The following is a 17,037-nucleotide window of genomic DNA, read 5'->3' as shown; positions in this document are numbered from 1 at the left end:
CATGAATGGGTTCGCGGGCAGGCCGACGGGCCCGCGGAAGGGCTCGCGGGCAGGCCGACGGGCTCGCGGGCAGGCCGGCCGGGGCGGGCTCTCGTACGCGGGTCTCACCCGAGGAGACGCGCGGGCACTCGATCGCCCCGGCCGGCCTGGCGGCGCCCTGTCACCAGCCGCGGGCGGCCCACTCCTCCAGGTGCGGTGCCTCCGCCTCGACGGTCGTCGTCTGACCGTGTCCGGTGTGGACGACCGTCTCGCCCGGGAGGGTCAGCAGCCGGTCACCGATGGAGCCGATGATCGTGCCGAAGTCGCTGTACGAGCGCCCGGTCGCACCGGGTCCTCCGGCGAACAGCGTGTCACCGCTGAACAGTGCGCCCAGTTCGGGTGCGTACAGGCACACGGCACCCGGAGCGTGTCCGGGCGTGTGGAGGACACGCAGGCCGATGCCCGCCACCCTGAGTTCCTCACCGTCGGCGAGCGGCCTGTCGGGCCGCCGGCCGGGGTGCACCATCTTCCACAGCACCTGGTCGTCGGGGTGCAGGAGGATGGGGGCGCCCGTGGCCAGGGCGAGGTCCGGTGCGGCGCGCACATGGTCGTCGTGGGCGTGGGTGCACACGACGGCCGACAGGCGTCGGTCACCGACGGCTTCCAGGACGGCGTCGGAGTCGTGCGCCGCGTCGATGACGATCACCTCGTCGTCGTCACCGATGATCCAGACGTTGTTGTCGACGTCCCAGGTCCCGCCGTCGAGGCTGAAGGTGCCGCTGGTGACGAGGTGTTCGATGCGCGGTGCGCCGGCCATCACAGCACCACCACCGAGCGCAGCACGTCACCGCGGTGCATCTTCTCGAACGCCTCCTCCACGTCACCGAGGCCGATGGTCTCGGAGACGAACGCGTCCAGGTCGAAACGGCCTCCCAGATACAGGTCGATGAGGGCCGGGAAGTCGCGTGAGGGCAGGCAGTCGCCGTACCAGCTGGACTTCAGGGAGCCGCCCCGCCCGAAGACGTCGAGCAGGGGCAGCTCCACCTTCATCTCCGGGGTGGGCACGCCGACCAGCACGACGGTGCCGGCCAGGTCGCGGGCGTAGAAGGCCTGGCGGTACGTCTCGGGGCGGCCGACCGCCTCCACGACGACGTCCGCGCCGAAGCCGCCCGTCAGCTCGCGCACCGCTTCCACGACGTCGCCCTTGGATCCGTCGACCGTGTGGGTGGCCCCCATGGTCACGGCCCGGTCCAGCTTGCGCTGGTCGATGTCGACGGCGATGACCTTGCTCGCTCCGGCCAGCCTCGCCCCCGCGACGGCGGCCATGCCGACGCCGCCGCAGCCGATGACGGCGACGGAGTCGCCCCGGCCGACGGCGCCGGTGTTCACGGCCGCGCCGAAGCCCGCCATGACGCCGCACCCGAGCAGACCGGCTGCCGCCGCCGAGGCCGCGGGGTCCACCTTGGTGCACTGTCCGGCGGCGACCAGCGTCTTCTCCGCGAAGGCGCCGATGCCGAGTGCCGGCGAGAGCGGGGTGCCGTCGAGCAGCGTCATCGGCTGGGTCGCGTTGTGGGTGGCGAAGCAGTACCAGGGCTTGCCCTTGCTGCAGGCCCGGCACTGGCCGCACACCGCACGCCAGTTGAGAATGACGAAGTCGCCGGGCTCGACGCCGGTGACTCCCTCTCCGACGGCCTCGACGCGACCCGCCGCCTCGTGCCCCAGGAGGAAGGGGAAGTCGTCGTTGATCCCGCCCTCGCGGTAGTGGAGATCGGTATGACAGACGCCGCACGCCTCGACCTTGACCAGCGCCTCACCCGGGCCCGGGTCGGGGACGACGATCGTTTCGACGGAGACCGGTGCGCCCTTCTTACGGGCGACGACGGCACGAACCTCGTGGGCCATGAGCTGCTCCTCAAGCGGGAAACCCTCGCGAGTGCGTTGCCTCATTAGATACACGCACCGCTATACGCAACCGAGCATCGCGGAGGAGCACGCCGAGGGTCAAGGGCTTGGTTCCAACCGGGTCGACTCGGCGCGAGAGCGCCGCACGGGCGGGCGGTGCGCCGTGCGCGACTCAAAGGCCCGATGTCTCCGCCGGGGGCGGTGCCGGCCGGCTTCCGCCGACACGGCTCGGCGCGCTGAGGTCCACGACGATGCCCAGGGCCTCGCTCCGGACCCAGGACGCGTCCAGGCGGGTGACCGATCGCGGTCAGTGGCTGACCGCGATCGGGGCTAGGTTCACGGGGCGGGAACCGGCTCCCCGCCGCCGTGGGCGGCGTACAAGTCGGCGCACAAGGCGCACAAGGCGCACAAGGCGCACAAGGCGCACAAGACGAAAGGACGCCATGGCAGAACGTCTCACCCGCCGGGCCCTCAACCGGGCGACGCTGGAACGCCAGTTGCTGACGCGGCGCACGGATCTGCCGGCCCCCGCGGTGATCGAGCGGCTCACCGGACTGCAGGCGCAGGATCCCGCCCCGCCGTACATCGGGCTGTGGAGCAGGATCGAGGGCTTCCGGCTGGAGGAGCTGACGAAACTGCTCGAGGAGCGTGCGGTGGTGCGCGCGACCCTGTTCCGGGGAACCCAGCACCTGGTCACGACGGAGGACTACCTGTGGCTGCGCCCGCTGCTGCAGCCGATGCTGGACCGCTGGCAGAAGGCCGCCTTCGGCAAGCACGCGGCGGGCCTGGACCTGGCCGAGATCGCCGGCGTGGCCCGCTCGGCCCTCGCCGGCCACGCGCTCACGCGGCCCGAGCTGGGCGGGCTGCTGACGGAGCGCTGGCCGGGACGCGACCCGGTCGCCCTGGCCCGCTCGGTCCAGGGGATGCTGGCGATCGTGCATCCGCCGCCGGACGGCACCTGGGGGCGCCGGGGCACGACTCCGTTCGCCCTGGCCGAGGAGTGGCTGGGCAGGCCCCTCGCCCGGGACGCCTCCCCGCGGCAGCTCGTCCTGCGCCACCTCGCCGGGTTCGGTCCCGCCACAGTGAAGGACGTCCAGGCCTGGAGCGGTACGACGCGGCTGCGTGAGGTGGTCGAGGAGCTGCGGCCGGAGCTGCGGGCGTACCGGGGCGAGGACGGGGAGGAGATCTTCGACCTTCCCGGGGCGCCGCTGCCGGACCCGGACACGGAGGTGCCGGTGCGGTTCCTGGCCGCGCTGGACAACGTGGTGCTCGGGCACGCGGACCGCTCGCGGCTGATGACCGACGAGCAGCGCCCGTACGTCATCGTCGATGCGGCGGTGCTCGTGGACGGCACCGTCCGCGCCCTGTGGGCGATCAAGCGGGAGGGACGCGACAAGGCGACGGCGGTCCTGACCGTGAAGTGCTTCTCCCCGCTGACCCCGGGCGAGGAAGCGGAGGTCGGGGACGAGGCCGCACGCCTGCTGCGGTTCGCGGCCGCGGACGCCGAGCGGCACGACATCCGCTTCGCCCCGGTCACCGGCGGCTGACGAGGCGGGCACGCGCCTGCTCCGGGGTGAAGGCTCCGGAGGGGGGCCGGGGGCGGCGCCTCGGGTTGCCGCCGGTTCAGTCCCGATGGCCCGCACGTGCGCCCCGTACTCCGAGGGCCCGGTCCGCACGCCCAGCCGGTAGCAGTCGTGCCACGACAACGCCGTGATCGACGTCGAGCGCGATCTGAGGCCCTCCGAGCACCGCGAAAGGCACGTGGGCCGGTGCCGCGCCCGGTGGACGTGGAGGACGAGGCCCGAGGCGGACAGGCGTCTACGACCTGCGGCCCGTGGTGGAGGCGAAGCCCAGCCAGGTGTGGCGGTTGTTCCACCAGCACCAGCCGACCTTCGGCGCGTTACGGCGCTCGCGGCCGTCACGCCCGGTGCCGTTGCTGATCCAGATCGCCGGGGTGCGGGCGTCCAGGGTGCCGTTGGGCTTGCGCAGCCGGGAGCCGATGGTCATGAAGCAGAGGTTGCGCTCCAGGGCGTCCGGCTGCTGGAGCACCCAGTGGATGCCCTCCGTCAGCACCATCGGACTGCGGTCCTCCTGGGCGAGGGCAGGAAGGGCCTCGTCGGGGCTCCAGTTGGACATGTGGTCTCCGCGGTCGACGCCGGTGACGACGTAGAGCGGGGCGTCGGGCAGCTCGACGGCGCAGGGCGTGAAGTCGTCGACGTCGGGCATGTCGACGACGACGAAGCCCGGCTTGCCGTCGCGGCGCAGCAGCGGCGCGAGAGCGGAGGCGGGGGCCCTGTCCGGGCGCACGGCCAGCAGGGCGCCGTCGCCGCCGGACCGGGCCGCGAAGTCGCGGATCTCCTCGGCGGACAGCCCGGCGATCTCGTGCACCCCCAGCTCGATCAGCCGCTCGGCCTGCGCGCTCAGGGGCGGGAGTGCGGGGAGGACGGTGGACGGGTCGGGCGTGGTGTCGGGCACGCTGCTCCTCTGGCCGGCGAGATCGGTGAACTCCCTTGCAACGAGCCGGTCTGCGGAGGCGTTCCCTCCCTTTCCCCTCCGCGCTGCCCGCCACCGGACAGGCCGTGCCGCTGCCACTCGCTGGGCGCGGGGCGCGGGGCCCGCGCCGGCTGGACGAGGACGTGCTCCGTGTCGTCAACGCGGTGGGCATGTCCCGGGCGGTGGCGTGCCTGGCGCTCGGCCCGCGGCTGCCCCTGCTGGTGGACGCGCTGCGGCCGGCCGTCGAACAGTGGCCGTCCACGCCGTTCGCCGGGGGCTGGGAGCCTGGCTCCGGAGGGGCCCGAGTGCGGGGTTCGCCGTGGGTGTGCCGCTCACTCGGGCAGCGGCCGGTCGTCCACGACGTGCTTCATGACGAGGGTGGAGTTCAGGCGTTGCACTCCGGGCAGCCGGGCCAGCTGCCGGTCGTAGAGCTGCTGGAAGGCGGCCAGGTCGGTGGTGGCGACGCGGAGGAGGTAGTCGGGGTCGCCGAACAGGCGCTGGGCCTGGAGCACGTGCGGGACGGCGGCCACGCCCTCTTCGAACGCGGAGACGGTGTCGGCGTCCTCCAGGCGCAGAGTGACGAAGACCAGGGCCTCGAAGGTGAGACCCACGGCGGCCGGGTCCACGACCGCGCGATATCCACGGATCGCCCCTTCGCGTTCGAGGTCGCGCAGCCGGCGGTGGCAGGGCGAGACGCTCAGCTTCACCCGCGCGGCGAGCTCGGTGACCGTGAGGCGGCCGTCCAGCTGCAGCTCGGTGAGAATTTTCCGGTCCAGGGCATCCATGGAGAAGATTCTGCCCCAGATCACGCGATCAAGGGGTAAAGAAGGGAACACCTCCCGGCCCTCAGGATGCCGCAGGGTCTCCCGGGCTGGGGTCAGGCCGGGGTGAGCGGGCACCCGCGTCTCCATCTGCCATTTCCGCTGGTCACCCGAGCGCCCCTCGGCAGACGCGCCTCAGCGGGGCGGTAGCGGGACAATCAGTGCAGGAAAACGTGAGCAGGCGGGGCGTCACATCCGGAGGCACCGTGAAGGGACGCGTACCGGAGGACCTGGCGGTCGTCGTCGACGCCGGCGGGGTGGTCGTGGTGTGGAGCGACGGCGCTCGCCGCCTGCTCGGATTCGAGTCCGCCGATGTCGTGGGCAGACCCGTCACCGACCTGCTCGCCGCCCGCCTCCCGGAGTCCACCCGGCGGCACGCGGCCGACGGACAGCGGTGGGCCGGTGAGGTGGCACTGTGGCACCGGAACGGCGACCGCGTCCTGGTCCGGCTGCAGGGAACGCCGATGCTGGACGCGGAGGGCAGGCGGCTCTGGCTCGTGACCGGCACCGCGCCGCTGTACACGACCCCGCGCGCCGAGCACCAGGCCCTGCCCCTGTGGGACCTCACGCTCGCCCAGCTCCCCGTCCCGGTGGCCGTCTACGACCGGGAGGCCCGGCTGGTGGCCGCCAACGGGGCCATGACCGCGATGATGGGCAGGTCCGAGGCGGAGATGAAGGGCCTGACCCTGTGGGAGATCGAGCCGAACCCGCCGTTCGACGAGTACGACCGCCTCCAGCGGGAGGTCCTGCGCACCGGCGAGACGATCTTCCACGATGGGTACGACACGGCCCCGGGCGAGACCCGGCGGCGCGCCTGGTCGATGTTCATCTCGCCGCTGAAGGACGAGACCGGCGCGGTCCAAGGCCTGTCCGCGACCGTGTTCGACACGACGGAGCAGTACCGGGCCCGCCGTCGGCTGGCAGTGCTCAACGAGGCCAGTCTGCGCATCGGCAGCACCCTGGACGTGACCCGGACGGCCGAGGAGCTGGCCGAGGTCGCCGTCGCAGGGGGGTTCGCGGACTTCGTCACCGTGGACCTGCTGGAGTCCGTCGTCCTCGGCGACGAGCCGGGACCGCTGCCGCCGGACACGCCGGTCACCGTGCGGCGCACCGCGCAGCGGTCGGTGCTGGCGGGCTGCCCGGAGTCGGTGGTCGCCCCGGGCGGCACGACCCGCTACCCGGTGGGGACGCTGCCGCTGCGGACCCTGTCCGCCGGCCGGGGCGTCCGGCACCGGGCGGGGGATCCGGAGCTGCGGGAGTGGCTCAGGTCCTCCCCTCGCCGCGCCGAGTCCCTGGCCAGGCACATGATCCACTCGGTGATGATGGTGCCGCTGCGCGCCCGGGGCGTGAACCTGGGCCTGGTGCACTTCCTGCGGCACCGGACCCCCGAGTCGTTCAGCGAGGACGATCTGCTGCTCGCGGAGGAGATCGCCGCCCGGGCGGCGGTCAGCCTGGACAACGCGCGCCACTACACCCGTGAACGCCGTACGGCGCTGGCGCTCCAGCGCAGCCTGCTTCCCGAGCGACCACCGCGGCTGGCGGCCATGGACATCGCCTACCGGTACCTGCCGACCGGGGCCGGAGCGGACATCGGGGGCGATTGGTTCGACGTGATCCCGCTGTCCGGCGCCCGGGTCGCCCTGGTCGTGGGCGACGTGGTGGGCCACGGCATCCAGGCGTCGGCCACGATGGGCCGGCTGCGGACGGCCGTACGGACCCTCGCGGACGTCGATCTCGCGCCCGACGAGCTGCTCACCCAGCTGGACGACCTCGTCATCCGGCTCGACCGGGAGGAGGGCCCGGAGGCGCGCGGGGCGGAGGAGGCGTCGGGACAGGTCGGCGCCACCTGCCTGTACGCGGTGTACGACCCGGTGTCCCGGCACTGCACCATGGCCCGCGCCGGGCATCCGTCGCCGGCGCTGGTCACGCCCGACGGCGGCGTACGCTTCCTGGACCTGCCGGCCGGGCCGCCGCTGGGCCTGGGCGGCCTGCCGTTCGAGGCCGCCGAGGTGCAGTTGGAGGAGAACAGCCTGCTCGCCCTCTACACCGACGGCCTGATCGAGGCGCCCGACCACGACATCGAGGTCGGGATCGGCCTGCTGCACCAGGCGCTGAGCAGCGCCGCGGGCACGCTCGACGAGACCTGTGACCAGGTGCTGCGCACCGTGCTGACCGGCCGGCCCGCCGACGACATCGTGCTGATGCTGGCGCGGACGGCCGTGCTCGACGCCGCCAAGGTACGCACCTGGCAGCTGCCGCCGGACCCCGCGGCCGTGGCCCGGGCCCGCAAGATGGCGGGCGAGCAACTGGCCGAATGGGGGCTGGCGGAGGCGGAGTTCGCCACCGAACTGATCGTCAGTGAGCTGGTCACCAACGCGCTGCGGTACGGCGGCGCTCCCATCGAACTGCGGCTGATCCGCGACTCGACCCTCATCTGCGAGGTGTCCGACGGCAGCAACACCGCACCGCATCTGCGCCGGGCCCGTGTCTTCGACGAGGGCGGGCGGGGGCTGCTGCTCGTCGCCCAGCTCGCCGAGCGATGGGGCAGTCGTCAGACGGCCACGGGCAAGACCATCTGGGCGGAGCAGCCCCTGCCGGCCGGGACGCCCGGATGAATCCGGATCACTGCGGGGAACCCCTTCCCCGGTGCCGGTGAACCGGTTCCGGTGTCGTCCACGGCGCGGCCCGCTTCGCCGGCCACGCCGTCCTGTCCCGCCCCGCGTTCCCAGAACGACGGCAGGCATGTTCCCGGTCGTCCGGAACGGGCGAGGTGCCCGAACCGGCATGCCGACGGGTACGAGGGGTACTCCGACGATCTTGCAAGACGGCCCTCGGGCCGTAAGTCGTCGGAAGGAGAGCCGTGTCTGACGAGACGGTGAAGAACGTCTTCGTGATCGGGCTCGACGAGGCCAATCTGCCCACGCTCCAGCAGGTCCCGGGGTCCGACCGGCTGCGTTTTCACCAGCTGCTGACGATCGAGGAACTCCAGGTCGGCGAGGTGCACATGCCCACGCTGCTCGACAAGGCGCGGGGCGTGCTGGACGCCTTCGACGGCAGCATCGACGCGATCGTCGGCTACTGGGACTTCCCGGTCAGCACCCTCGTCCCGCTGCTGAGCGAGCACTACGGCACCCGCAGCACGACCCTGGAGTCGGTCGTCAAGTGCGAGCACAAGTACTGGAGCCGGCTGGAGCAGCAGAAGGCCACCGACCGGCACCCGCGCTTCGGCCGGGTGGACCTGTCGGCCGACCCGCCCCGTCCGCCCGACGGCGTGGGGTTCCCCCTGTGGGTCAAGCCCGCGCTCTCCTACTCGTCCGAACTCGCCTTCGGAGTCGGTGACGAAGAGGAGTTCCGCAAGGCCGTCACCGAGATCCGCGAGGGCATCTCCCGGATCGGCCGCCCCTTCGAGCACATCCTGGAACGCATCGACCTGCCACCGGAGATGGACGGGGTCGGCGGCCGGGTCTGCCTCGCGGAGGAGGCGATGTCCGGCGTCCAGGTCGCCGTGGAGGGCTACGTCCACCAGGGCGAGGTGACGGTCTACGGGGTTCTGGACTCCATCCAGTACCCCGGCTCCCCCTGCTTCCTGCGCCACCAGTACCCCTCGACGCTGCCGCCCCCGGTCATCGCCGAACTGCACGACGTCAGCGAGCGCGTCATGCGGCAGATCGGCATGGACTCGGCCACCTTCAGCATCGAGTACTTCTACGACCCGCACACGCAGGAGATCAACCTGCTGGAGATCAACCCCCGGCACTCCCAGTCGCACGCGGAGCTGTTCCAGTACGTCGACGGCGTGCCCAACCACCACTGCATGGTCAGCCTCGCGCTCGGCGAGGACCCGCGCATGCCGCACCGCGAGGGACCGTACGCGATGGCGGCGAAGTGGTACCACCGCTGGTTCACCGACGGTGTGGTGCGCCGGGTGCCCGGCCCCGAGGAGATCGCCCGCATCGAGCGGGAGACCCCGGGCGTCCGCATCGAGGTGATCCCCGAGGCTGGCGACAGGCTCTCGGAACTCCCCGGGCAGGACAGCTACAGCTACGAGCTGGCGCACATCTACACCGGCGGGGCGGACGAGGAGGAGCTGCGGGAGAAGTTCGACCACTGCGTGGCCGCCCTGGGCCTCGCCTTCGAGGACGCCCTGCCCGAGGCCGACGCCGCGCGAGAGTGAGGAGCACGTGGGTTCCATGCGTTACGTGACCAACCTGCCGTACGCGACGAAGGAGGAGGAGCACGTCACGATCCCGATGTCCGACGGGGTCCGGCTCTCGGCGCACGTGTGGCGCCCCACCTGCTCCGACCAGGAGCCGGTGCCGGCGGTGCTGGAGTACATCCCGTACCGCAAGCGCGACCTGACGGCCGTGCGCGACTCGGTCCACCACCCCTACCTCGCCGGGCACGGCTACGCCTGCGTCCGCGTCGATCTGCGCGGCACCGGTGACTCCGAGGGCGTGCTGCGCGACGAGTACCTGGAGCGGGAGCAGGCGGACGCGGAGGAGGTCCTGGCCTGGCTGACGGAGCAGCCCTGGTGCGACGGCGGTACGGGCATGATGGGCATCTCCTGGGGCGCGTTCGCCGCGCTGCAGGTGGCGGCCCGCCGGCCGCCGGGCCTGAAGGCCATCGCCATCGCCTCCTTCACCGACGACCGGCACGCCGACGACATGCACTACATGGGCGGCGCCCTGCTGTCGGACAACCTGGCCGAGGCGGGCACCATGTTCGCCTACGGCACCTGCCCGCCCGACCCGGCCGTGGTCGGGGACCGCTGGCGCGGGATGTGGCACGAGCGGCTGGAGAACACCGAGCCGTGGGTCCTCGAGTGGCTGCGCCACCAGCGCAGGGACGACTACTGGCGGCACGCCTCGGTGTGCGAGGACTATTCAGGCGTGCGCTGCCCGGTCCTGGCCTCCAGCGGCTGGGCGGACGGCTACTCCAACGCCGTCACGCGGCTGCTCGGCAACCTGGACGTGCCCCGCAAGGGGCTGATCGGCCCCTGGTCGCACAAGTTCCCCCACCTCGGGGAGCCGGGCCCGGCGATCGGCTACCTGCAGGAGCTGGTGCGGTGGTGGGACCACTGGCTCAAGGGCGTCGACAACGGCGTCATGGACGGCCCCATGCTCCAGACGTGGATGCAGGACAGCGTGCCGCCCTCCACCTCCTACGAGGAGCGGCCGGGCCGCTGGGTCGGCGAGCCGGACTGGCCCTCCCCGCACATCCGCCCGGTGACGCGTCCGCTCACCCGGCACACCATCGGGCCCGCCCAGGACCTGGCCGGCCCGGGCGACACCGACGGCGAGGCGATGACCGTGCGGTCACCGCTGTCCGTCGGCCAGTTCGCGGGCAAGTGGGCGTCCTACAACGCCCCGCCGGATCTGCCGTACGACCAGCGGGAGGAGGACGGCGGTTCCCTCGTCTTCGACAGCGAGCCGCTCACCGAGCAGTTGGAGATCCTCGGCTCGCCGAGCGTGGAACTCGACCTGTCGGTCAGCGAGCCGGTCGCCCTGGTGGCCGCGCGGCTGTCCGACGTGAGCCCCGACGGCGCCGCGACGCGCGTCTCGTACGGCATCCTCAACCTGACCCGCCGGGACAGCACCGAGTCCCCCGAGCCGCTGGAGCCGGGCCGGCGCTACCGGGCCACCATCCCGCTGAACGGTGTGGCGCAGGCGTTCCCGCCGGGTCACCGCATCCGGCTCTCCCTGTCCACGTCCTACTGGCCGCTGGCCTGGCCGCCGCCGAAGCCGGTCCTGCTCAGCGTCCACGAGCACTCCAGCTCCCTCACCCTGCCGGTGCGGCCGGTGGACGAACCCGACGATGTGCCGTCGTCCCCCTTCGGCGAACCCGAGGGCACTCCCCCGCTCGCCACCAGTCAGGTGACGCCCCCGGAGGAGCGCTGGGAGGTCAAGCGGGACCTGATCGGCTACCGGTCCGAGCTGGACATCGTGAAGGACCGGGGCACGGTCCGCTTCGAGGACATCGGCCTGGAGGCCGGCCGCCGCGCCCACGAGCGCTACTCCGCGGTCGCCGACGACTTCACCTCGGCAGGCGGCGAGTCCACCTGGACCATGCGCTTCCAGCGCGACGACTGGGACGTGCGCGTGGAGACCCACACCCGGCTCACGTGCGACGAGACGGACTTCTTCGTCGACGCGACCCTCGACGCGTACGAGGCCGAGCGCCGCGTCTTCTCCCGCACCTGGAACGAGCGGATCCCGCGCGACCTGCTGTAGAGCGGGCGTTCAGACGGCGTCGCCCCGGTTCAGCAGGACGGCACACCAGCGGAAGCGCCCGTCGTCCGGGTCCCGGCCGAAGCGGTCGTACGTGATGAGCGTGCCTGAAGGTCCCGGCGTACGGCTGTCTGCGCTGCCTCGACGAAGTCGCCGTCGTGGACGGGCCCCGGGCGGGCGCCGGTTCATCGCCACCTGCCGCATGGGGGAACACCTGTCCGGCGCCCTGGCGGTCGGCGTGCCGCCCGGCCGTGCGCCCCTGGTGCCAAGCCGTCGTGAGCGGGACGACCTGGTCTGAAGCGGTGGCGGACACCGGCACTGCGGCGGCCTGGCGCGAGGCGGGGCAGGCCAGTCCGCTCCCGCCTCGCCCGACGCTTCCGCGGACCCGTGGTCCAAGGGTTTGCCCCTCCCCTCGTCCGGCGGCGGATACTGGAGCACTCGCCATCCGGCCGGTTCCGGGAGGGACGCATGACCGTGCGCACTGGACGTGTCGAACTGACGCCCGCCGCCGAGGAGTTGTTGCGGCGGCTGACCGGGATGCACGGGCCGGTGATGTTCCACCAGTCCGGCGGCTGCTGCGACGGGAGCGCGCCGATGTGCTACCCGCGCGGCGAGTTCCGGGTCGGCGCCTCGGACGTCCTGCTGGGACACGTGGCCGGGGACACGCCGTTCTGGATGAGCGGCGACCAGTTCGGGTACTGGTCGCACACCCACCTCACCGTGGACGTGGTCCCCGGCCGCGGCGGCGGCTTCTCCCTGGAGGCCCCGGAGGGCGTCCGCTTCCTGCTCCGCTCCCGCCTCCTCACCGACGAGGAACTGCGCCGCATCGAGTCGGAACCGCCGCTGCCGACCGGGGCGGACCAGGTCGCCTAAGCAGTCCTTTCACTATGAGCGTCCGGTCAGGTCGCGTGGTCTGGTGCCGTGCCTCGCAAGGCGCCGGAGAGCCCTCGATGGGGGTGCCCCCTTGCTCGAGCGCAGGCGAGAGCTTGGGGGAGGAGCTACTAGCCAGGGCTTTTCGGCAACGCGGCGTGGCGCGTTGCCAGGCCGCGCGACCCGGGCGGGCATGGTGAAAGGACCCCTAAGGTGGGCCCATGTACACGACGCGGGTCTCCGGTCACGTCGACGCTCCCCGCTCGGCCGTCTACCGGGCGCTGGTGAGCGCGGAGGCGATCGCGCGCTGGCGAGTGCCGACCGGGATGAGCAGTGAGGTGCACGAGTTCGACGCCCGTGAGGGCGGCGGGTTCCGGGTCTCGCTCACCTACGACGCGCCGGACGCCACCGGCAAGTCCGCCGCGCACACGGACACCTACCACGGCCGTTTCACGCGGCTCGTTCCGGACGAACAGGTGGTGGAGGTGCTCGAGTTCGAGGCCGTCGACCCCGCGCTGGGCGGCACGATGACCATGACGACGACGCTCACCGACGCCGAGGACGGCGGCACCGACGTCCTCGTGGTCCACGAGGGCATCCCCGACGCCGTGCCCGCCTCCGACAACGAGACGGGCACGCGCATGGCCCTGGAGAACCTGGCCCGCTTCGTCGAGGCGAGCTCCGGCTCCGGCTAAATGGCGTCGCACACCGACGGAAGCGCCCGCCCGAGCGCCTTGAGGTGCAGGGCGTCGAGCCGGTGGCCGTACGCGGACCAGCCGGCTGCCACGGCCAGGCGCGGAGCACACGACGGCAGGGTCCGGGTCCTTTCCGTCTCCTTCAGCGCGGCCAGCAACTCGGTGGTGATGCGGTCCAGGGCCGGGCGGACCTCCTTCACCAGGTCCGGGCGCTCGGTGGGGCGCTCCCCGGGGTGCGCGTCCCAGCGGGCGTACAGCCCGCGCTGCACCAGCTTGTTCGCCTCGATCTGGTCCCGGAACACGGCGGCCACGGCGTCCGGATCGAGCCCGAGGACGGCCGCCCGGGCCCGGACGCCGTCCAGGATCTGCGCCTCCCGCACCGGATCGTCGATCGGCGTGCTCGTGCCGTACTTGGCGGCGGCGACCTTGTCGGCCAGCAGCAGCCGCTGAGCGAGCAGTTCGGTCACGGAGGTGAGGCCGAGCCCGGGGGCGGCGGCGTTTTTGGCTGGAGCGGGGTGCTCGGCGGCGGCGGTCGCCGGGGCCGCCGTGCCGAAGGCCAGCGTGGCCGCGGCGGCGAGCAGGGTGAGTGCTGTCCGGAGGCGTCGAGGGCGCACAGGGATTGTCCTTCCGTGGAGGCTGGCGTCAACTTACCGATCTCGCAAGGGCGTGCGGCACCGTCGAGGCCAGATCACGCCACCTTGTGCACAGCGGCACCACGCCCCGCATCTGGACGCCCTCGCACGGGCTCGCCTAGGGTGCGACGGCAAGCGCTTTCTAGCCTGCCCATGCCCTTCACCCCTGTGCGCAGCCCCGCCGGCGGCCCGGACGAGGAACCGCCGCGGGTCTGGCGCGGAAAGGCAGTGCCCGTGCCGCAGAGACCGTCGTTTCCGTCAGTGACCCGCAAGTCGTTCTTACGGGGAATGGCAGCCGTGGGCGCTGCTCCCCTGCTCCCCGTCGCCGCCGCCGAGGCCGCCCCCTCGGCCCGCCCCGACTTCCCTCTGGTCCACGGCGGCACCGCCGTGGACGTGTTCGTGGACGCCGCGGACGATCCCGCCGTCCTCCGCGCCGCCGGGGACCTCCAGGCGGACGTGGAGCGGGTGGGCGGCGTACGGCCGCGCCTGCTGTACACCGTCCCCCCACGGGCCCAACTCCTGGTCCTGGTGGGGACGATCGGCGCGAGCCCCGTGATCGACCGGCTCGTCGAGCAGCGCCGCCTGGACGTCTCCCGGGTCGAGGGCCGCTGGGAGGCGTCCGTCACGCAGGTCGTGGAGCGTCCGCTGCCCGGCGTGCGGCGCGCCCTGGTGATCGCGGGAAGCGACCGCCGCGGCACGGTCTACGGCATCTACGACACATCGGAGCGCATCGGCGTCTCCCCCTGGTACTGGTGGGCCGACGTCCCCGTGCGGCGCCGCGAGACCGTCACGGTCCCGGCCGGCCCCGTCAAGCGCCTCGAACCCGCCGTCCGCTACCGGGGCATCTTCATCAACGACGAGCAGAACCTGACCACGTGGTCGCGCCGCACGCAGGAGCCGGACAAGAACATCGGCCCCAGAACCTACGAGCGGGTCTTCGAGCTGCTGCTCCGCCTCAAGGCCAACTACCTGTGGCCGGCGATGCACCCGTACTCCGACTTCTTCAACAAGCACCGCGAGAACCCCGAACTGGCCGACCGCTACGGCATCGTGGTCGGCTCCAGCCACCCCGAGGCCATGCTGCGCAACGGTGTCCACGAGTGGGAGCCGTGGGCCGAGGAGCACCGGAATCCCGACGGCACGCGCCCGCTCTACGACTACACGGTGAACCCGGCGGTCATCTCCGCCTACTGGCGGGCCCGGGCCCGCGAGAACGCCGGGTACGAGAGCAGCTGGACGATCGGCATGCGCGGCCTGCACGACTCGGCGCTGGAGACGAAATACGCCACCACGATCCCGGAGAAGGTCGCGGTGATGAACGACATCATCGCCGACCAGCGCCGCATCCTGGCCGAGGAGGTGGGACAGCGGGCCGAGCCGCAGATCTTCATTCCGTACAAGGAGGTCCTGGAGCTCTACAACGCGGGTGTCCAGGTCCCCGAGGACGTCACGCTGATCTGGCCGGACGACAACCACGGCAACATGCGCCAGCTGCCCGACGACGCGGAGCGCCGCCGCTCGGGCGGCAACGGCATCTACTACCACCTCTCCTACTGGGGCCGGCCGCGGAGCTATCTGTGGCTGGACACCACGCAGTTGGCCAAGGTGTGGCAGGAACTGCGGCGGGTCCACGACCATGGGGCCGACCGCATGTGGATCTTCAACGTCGGCGACATCAAGTCGATCGAGACCGGACTGTCCTTCAGTCTGGACATGGCCTGGGACGTGGACCGCTGGGGTCCGGACAACGTCGAGGACTTCCTGGTCGAGTGGGCGGGCCGCCAGTTCGGCCGGCGGTACGGCTCGGAGATCGCCGCCATCCGCACGGAGTACTACCGACTGGCGGCGGAGCGGCGCCCGGAGTTCATCGACCGGGCGGTCTTCTCGACGGTGCACCACGGTGACGAGGCGGGCCGCCGGATGACGGCCTACGAGCAGTTGCTGGAGCGGGTCCGCCTGCTGGGGTCTAAGCTGCCCGAGGCCTGCCGGGACGCCTACTACGAGCTGGTCGAGTACCCGGTCCACGGCGCGTACGTGATGAACCTCAAGTACTACTGGGCGGACCGCAACACGCTCGCCGTCCGCCAGGGCCGCGGCGCGGGCACCAACCGCTTCGCGGACCTGGCCGAGGCGGCACACGCCGAGGAGCAGGCGATCACCCAGCGCTACAACACCGGGATCGCGGGCGGGAAGTGGGACGGCATCGTCAACCCCTACCCCTCCCAGATCCCGAAGGCGCCGGGCCGCCCGGCGGTCACCCGGGTCCCCCGGCAGGAGACCTCGGGTCTGGGGCTGGCCTCCGAGGGCAACCAGACGGGAACGGACCGGCCGCTGTCCTTCTCCTCCTACACCCGGGACCGCCGCTTCGTGGACGTCTTCAACACCGGCTTCCTCGCGCTGCAGTGGCAGGCCGAGCCGAGTGTCCCGTGGGTCCGGCTGAGCACGGCGGGCGGCGAACTCACGGACCAGACACGGGTATGGGTCGAGATCGACTGGGCGCGGGCACCGGAGGGCACGCACAGCCCGACGCTGGCCTTCACCGGCGCCGGCACCACCATCGAGGTGCCGATCCGGGTGGTCAACGACGGCGAACGAGCACGGCAGCGCGCCCGCGGCTTCGTCGAGGCTCACGACTACGTGTCGATCGACGCCACCCACTTCGACCGCCGGGTGGAACGCGGCGGGGCCCGGTGGCGGGTCGTGCGCGGGCTGGGGCGCCGTACGGCCGCCGTCGAGGCGGTCCCGACGACGGCCGCACCGGTCACCGGGGACCTCACCACGCGGTCACCGGAACTGCGTTACCGGGTGCGCTTCACCACGGCCGGCACCTTCCCGGTGACGGTCTTCCGGCTGCCTTCCCTCGACGAACGCGGCAAGCGCCGCCTGGCCGTCGCCCTGGACGACCAGCCGCCGGCGGTCCTGTCGGGCCAGGCGATCGCCACCGGCAACCGGGGCGACGCCTGGGCGCGCAACGTGGAGGAGGGCGTCGAGAAGCTGACGGCCCGGGTGACCGTGTCCGCGCCCGGTGAGCATGTGCTGAGGGTGTTCATGGTCGACGCGGGGATCACGGTGGACCAGATCGTGATCGACACCGGCGGGCTTCCGGTGAGTTATCTGGCACCGCCGGAGAGTTTCCGGCGCATATGACACCGAGACCGGGCGGGCCTCCTCTTCGATGAGCGCCCGCCCGGTCTTTCACAACGGCGTCGCCAGCCAAATCCATGTATACGGAAAAGACATAAGGGCAACCGAACATGCCCGAGTGACGGAAAACAACCACCTGACGCCTGACGTGCGTCCGATGTGATGCACCCAGCGCTTCTCCGTGCACCCGTGCGCCCCCCTCGAGAAAGGGTTCACCAAGCGGGCGGGCAGAGTGGACTGGGCAGGACATGATGCATAAGCCACGTCGGTGAAA

General features: G+C 72.1%; 12 protein-coding genes. 7 read left to right on the top strand and 5 right to left on the bottom strand.

Features of this window, described 5'->3' with window-relative positions:
* Positions 1 to 160: 160 nt before the first annotated feature.
* Together ACZ5TL_RS20780 and ACZ5TL_RS20775 are read right to left on the bottom strand one after the other, a co-directional pair.
* Positions 161 to 796, bottom strand: a complete 636-nt coding sequence (locus tag ACZ5TL_RS20780) for an MBL fold metallo-hydrolase (protein ID WP_468591481.1) — start codon at positions 794 to 796, stop codon at positions 161 to 163.
* Positions 796 to 1,881, bottom strand: a complete 1,086-nt coding sequence (locus tag ACZ5TL_RS20775) for an S-(hydroxymethyl)mycothiol dehydrogenase (protein WP_468591480.1) — start codon at positions 1,879 to 1,881, stop codon at positions 796 to 798. Before ACZ5TL_RS20775 ends, ACZ5TL_RS20780 begins: the two co-directional genes overlap by 1 nt.
* 443 nt (positions 1,882 to 2,324) lie before the next feature.
* Here ACZ5TL_RS20775 and ACZ5TL_RS20770 point away from each other — a divergent pair, with 443 nt between their 5' ends.
* Positions 2,325 to 3,428 carry a winged helix DNA-binding domain-containing protein gene (locus ACZ5TL_RS20770; protein ID WP_468591479.1) on the top strand — a complete coding sequence of 368 codons (1,104 nt, stop codon included), beginning with the start codon at positions 2,325 to 2,327 and terminating at the stop codon, positions 3,426 to 3,428.
* A gap of 271 nt (positions 3,429 to 3,699) precedes the next feature.
* Here the strand turns inward: ACZ5TL_RS20770 and ACZ5TL_RS20765 are convergent, their stop codons facing one another.
* Complete coding sequence (locus ACZ5TL_RS20765; protein WP_468591478.1) at positions 3,700 to 4,356, bottom strand: DUF5701 family protein; 657 nt, start codon at positions 4,354 to 4,356, stop codon at positions 3,700 to 3,702.
* 350 nt (positions 4,357 to 4,706) lie between these two features.
* Positions 4,707 to 5,159 (bottom strand): Lrp/AsnC family transcriptional regulator, encoded by a 453-nt coding sequence (locus tag ACZ5TL_RS20760; protein ID WP_468591477.1) that lies wholly within the window; start codon positions 5,157 to 5,159, stop codon positions 4,707 to 4,709.
* Between the two features lie 242 nt (positions 5,160 to 5,401).
* Between ACZ5TL_RS20760 and ACZ5TL_RS20755 the strand changes: the two genes are divergently transcribed.
* From ACZ5TL_RS20755 to ACZ5TL_RS20735, 5 genes are all read left to right on the top strand, one after another.
* The gene (locus ACZ5TL_RS20755) at positions 5,402 to 7,810 is read left to right on the top strand and encodes a SpoIIE family protein phosphatase (RefSeq protein WP_468591475.1); all 2,409 of its coding nucleotides are present in this window, start codon (positions 5,402 to 5,404) and stop codon (positions 7,808 to 7,810) included.
* A 245-nt stretch (positions 7,811 to 8,055) separates the two neighbouring features.
* A complete protein-coding gene (locus ACZ5TL_RS20750; protein WP_468591473.1) occupies positions 8,056 to 9,369 on the top strand; it encodes an ATP-grasp domain-containing protein in 1,314 nt (437 codons plus the stop codon).
* 16 nt (positions 9,370 to 9,385) lie between these two features.
* On the top strand, positions 9,386 to 11,425 hold the full coding sequence (locus ACZ5TL_RS20745) for a CocE/NonD family hydrolase (protein ID WP_468591472.1): 2,040 nt from the start codon (positions 9,386 to 9,388) through the stop codon (positions 11,423 to 11,425).
* A 465-nt stretch (positions 11,426 to 11,890) separates the two neighbouring features.
* Positions 11,891 to 12,295 carry a DUF779 domain-containing protein gene (locus ACZ5TL_RS20740; RefSeq protein WP_468591470.1) on the top strand — a complete coding sequence of 135 codons (405 nt, stop codon included), beginning with the start codon at positions 11,891 to 11,893 and terminating at the stop codon, positions 12,293 to 12,295.
* Positions 12,296 to 12,513: 218 nt separating this feature from the next.
* Positions 12,514 to 12,987 (top strand): SRPBCC domain-containing protein, encoded by a 474-nt coding sequence (locus tag ACZ5TL_RS20735; protein WP_468591468.1) that lies wholly within the window; start codon positions 12,514 to 12,516, stop codon positions 12,985 to 12,987.
* Here the strand turns inward: ACZ5TL_RS20735 and ACZ5TL_RS20730 are convergent.
* Positions 12,984 to 13,601, bottom strand: coding sequence for a chorismate mutase (locus ACZ5TL_RS20730; RefSeq protein ID WP_468591467.1), 618 nt, complete (start codon positions 13,599 to 13,601; stop codon positions 12,984 to 12,986). The two genes, ACZ5TL_RS20735 and ACZ5TL_RS20730, sit on opposite strands and share 4 nt — an antisense overlap.
* Positions 13,602 to 13,907: 306 nt before the next feature.
* Between ACZ5TL_RS20730 and ACZ5TL_RS20725 the strand changes: the two genes are divergently transcribed.
* A complete protein-coding gene (locus ACZ5TL_RS20725) occupies positions 13,908 to 16,766 on the top strand; it encodes a glycosyl hydrolase 115 family protein (protein WP_468591466.1) in 2,859 nt (952 codons plus the stop codon).
* The last annotated feature ends 271 nt before the right edge of the window (positions 16,767 to 17,037 follow it).

It is taken from the genome of Streptomyces sp. NPDC033136 (assembly GCF_055578235.1).
The sequence above is the reverse complement of the archived record's forward strand: the minus strand, read 5'-3'. Positions and strand labels throughout refer to the sequence as shown.

Excerpts from the sequence above, each read along its gene's own strand:
- ACZ5TL_RS20780 (WP_468591481.1), bottom strand. The coding sequence starts at position 796 with ATGGCCGGCGCACCGCGCATCGAACACCTCGTCACCAGCGGCACCTTC.
- ACZ5TL_RS20775 (WP_468591480.1), bottom strand. The coding sequence starts at position 1,881 with ATGGCCCACGAGGTTCGTGCCGTCGTCGCCCGTAAGAAGGGCGCACCG.
- ACZ5TL_RS20770 (WP_468591479.1), top strand. The coding sequence starts at position 2,325 with ATGGCAGAACGTCTCACCCGCCGGGCCCTCAACCGGGCGACGCTGGAA.
- ACZ5TL_RS20760 (WP_468591477.1), bottom strand. The coding sequence starts at position 5,159 with ATGGATGCCCTGGACCGGAAAATTCTCACCGAGCTGCAGCTGGACGGC.
- ACZ5TL_RS20745 (WP_468591472.1), top strand. The coding sequence starts at position 9,386 with ATGCGTTACGTGACCAACCTGCCGTACGCGACGAAGGAGGAGGAGCAC.
- ACZ5TL_RS20740 (WP_468591470.1), top strand. The coding sequence starts at position 11,891 with ATGACCGTGCGCACTGGACGTGTCGAACTGACGCCCGCCGCCGAGGAG.
- ACZ5TL_RS20735 (WP_468591468.1), top strand. The coding sequence starts at position 12,514 with ATGTACACGACGCGGGTCTCCGGTCACGTCGACGCTCCCCGCTCGGCC.
- ACZ5TL_RS20725 (WP_468591466.1), top strand. The coding sequence starts at position 13,908 with ATGGCAGCCGTGGGCGCTGCTCCCCTGCTCCCCGTCGCCGCCGCCGAG.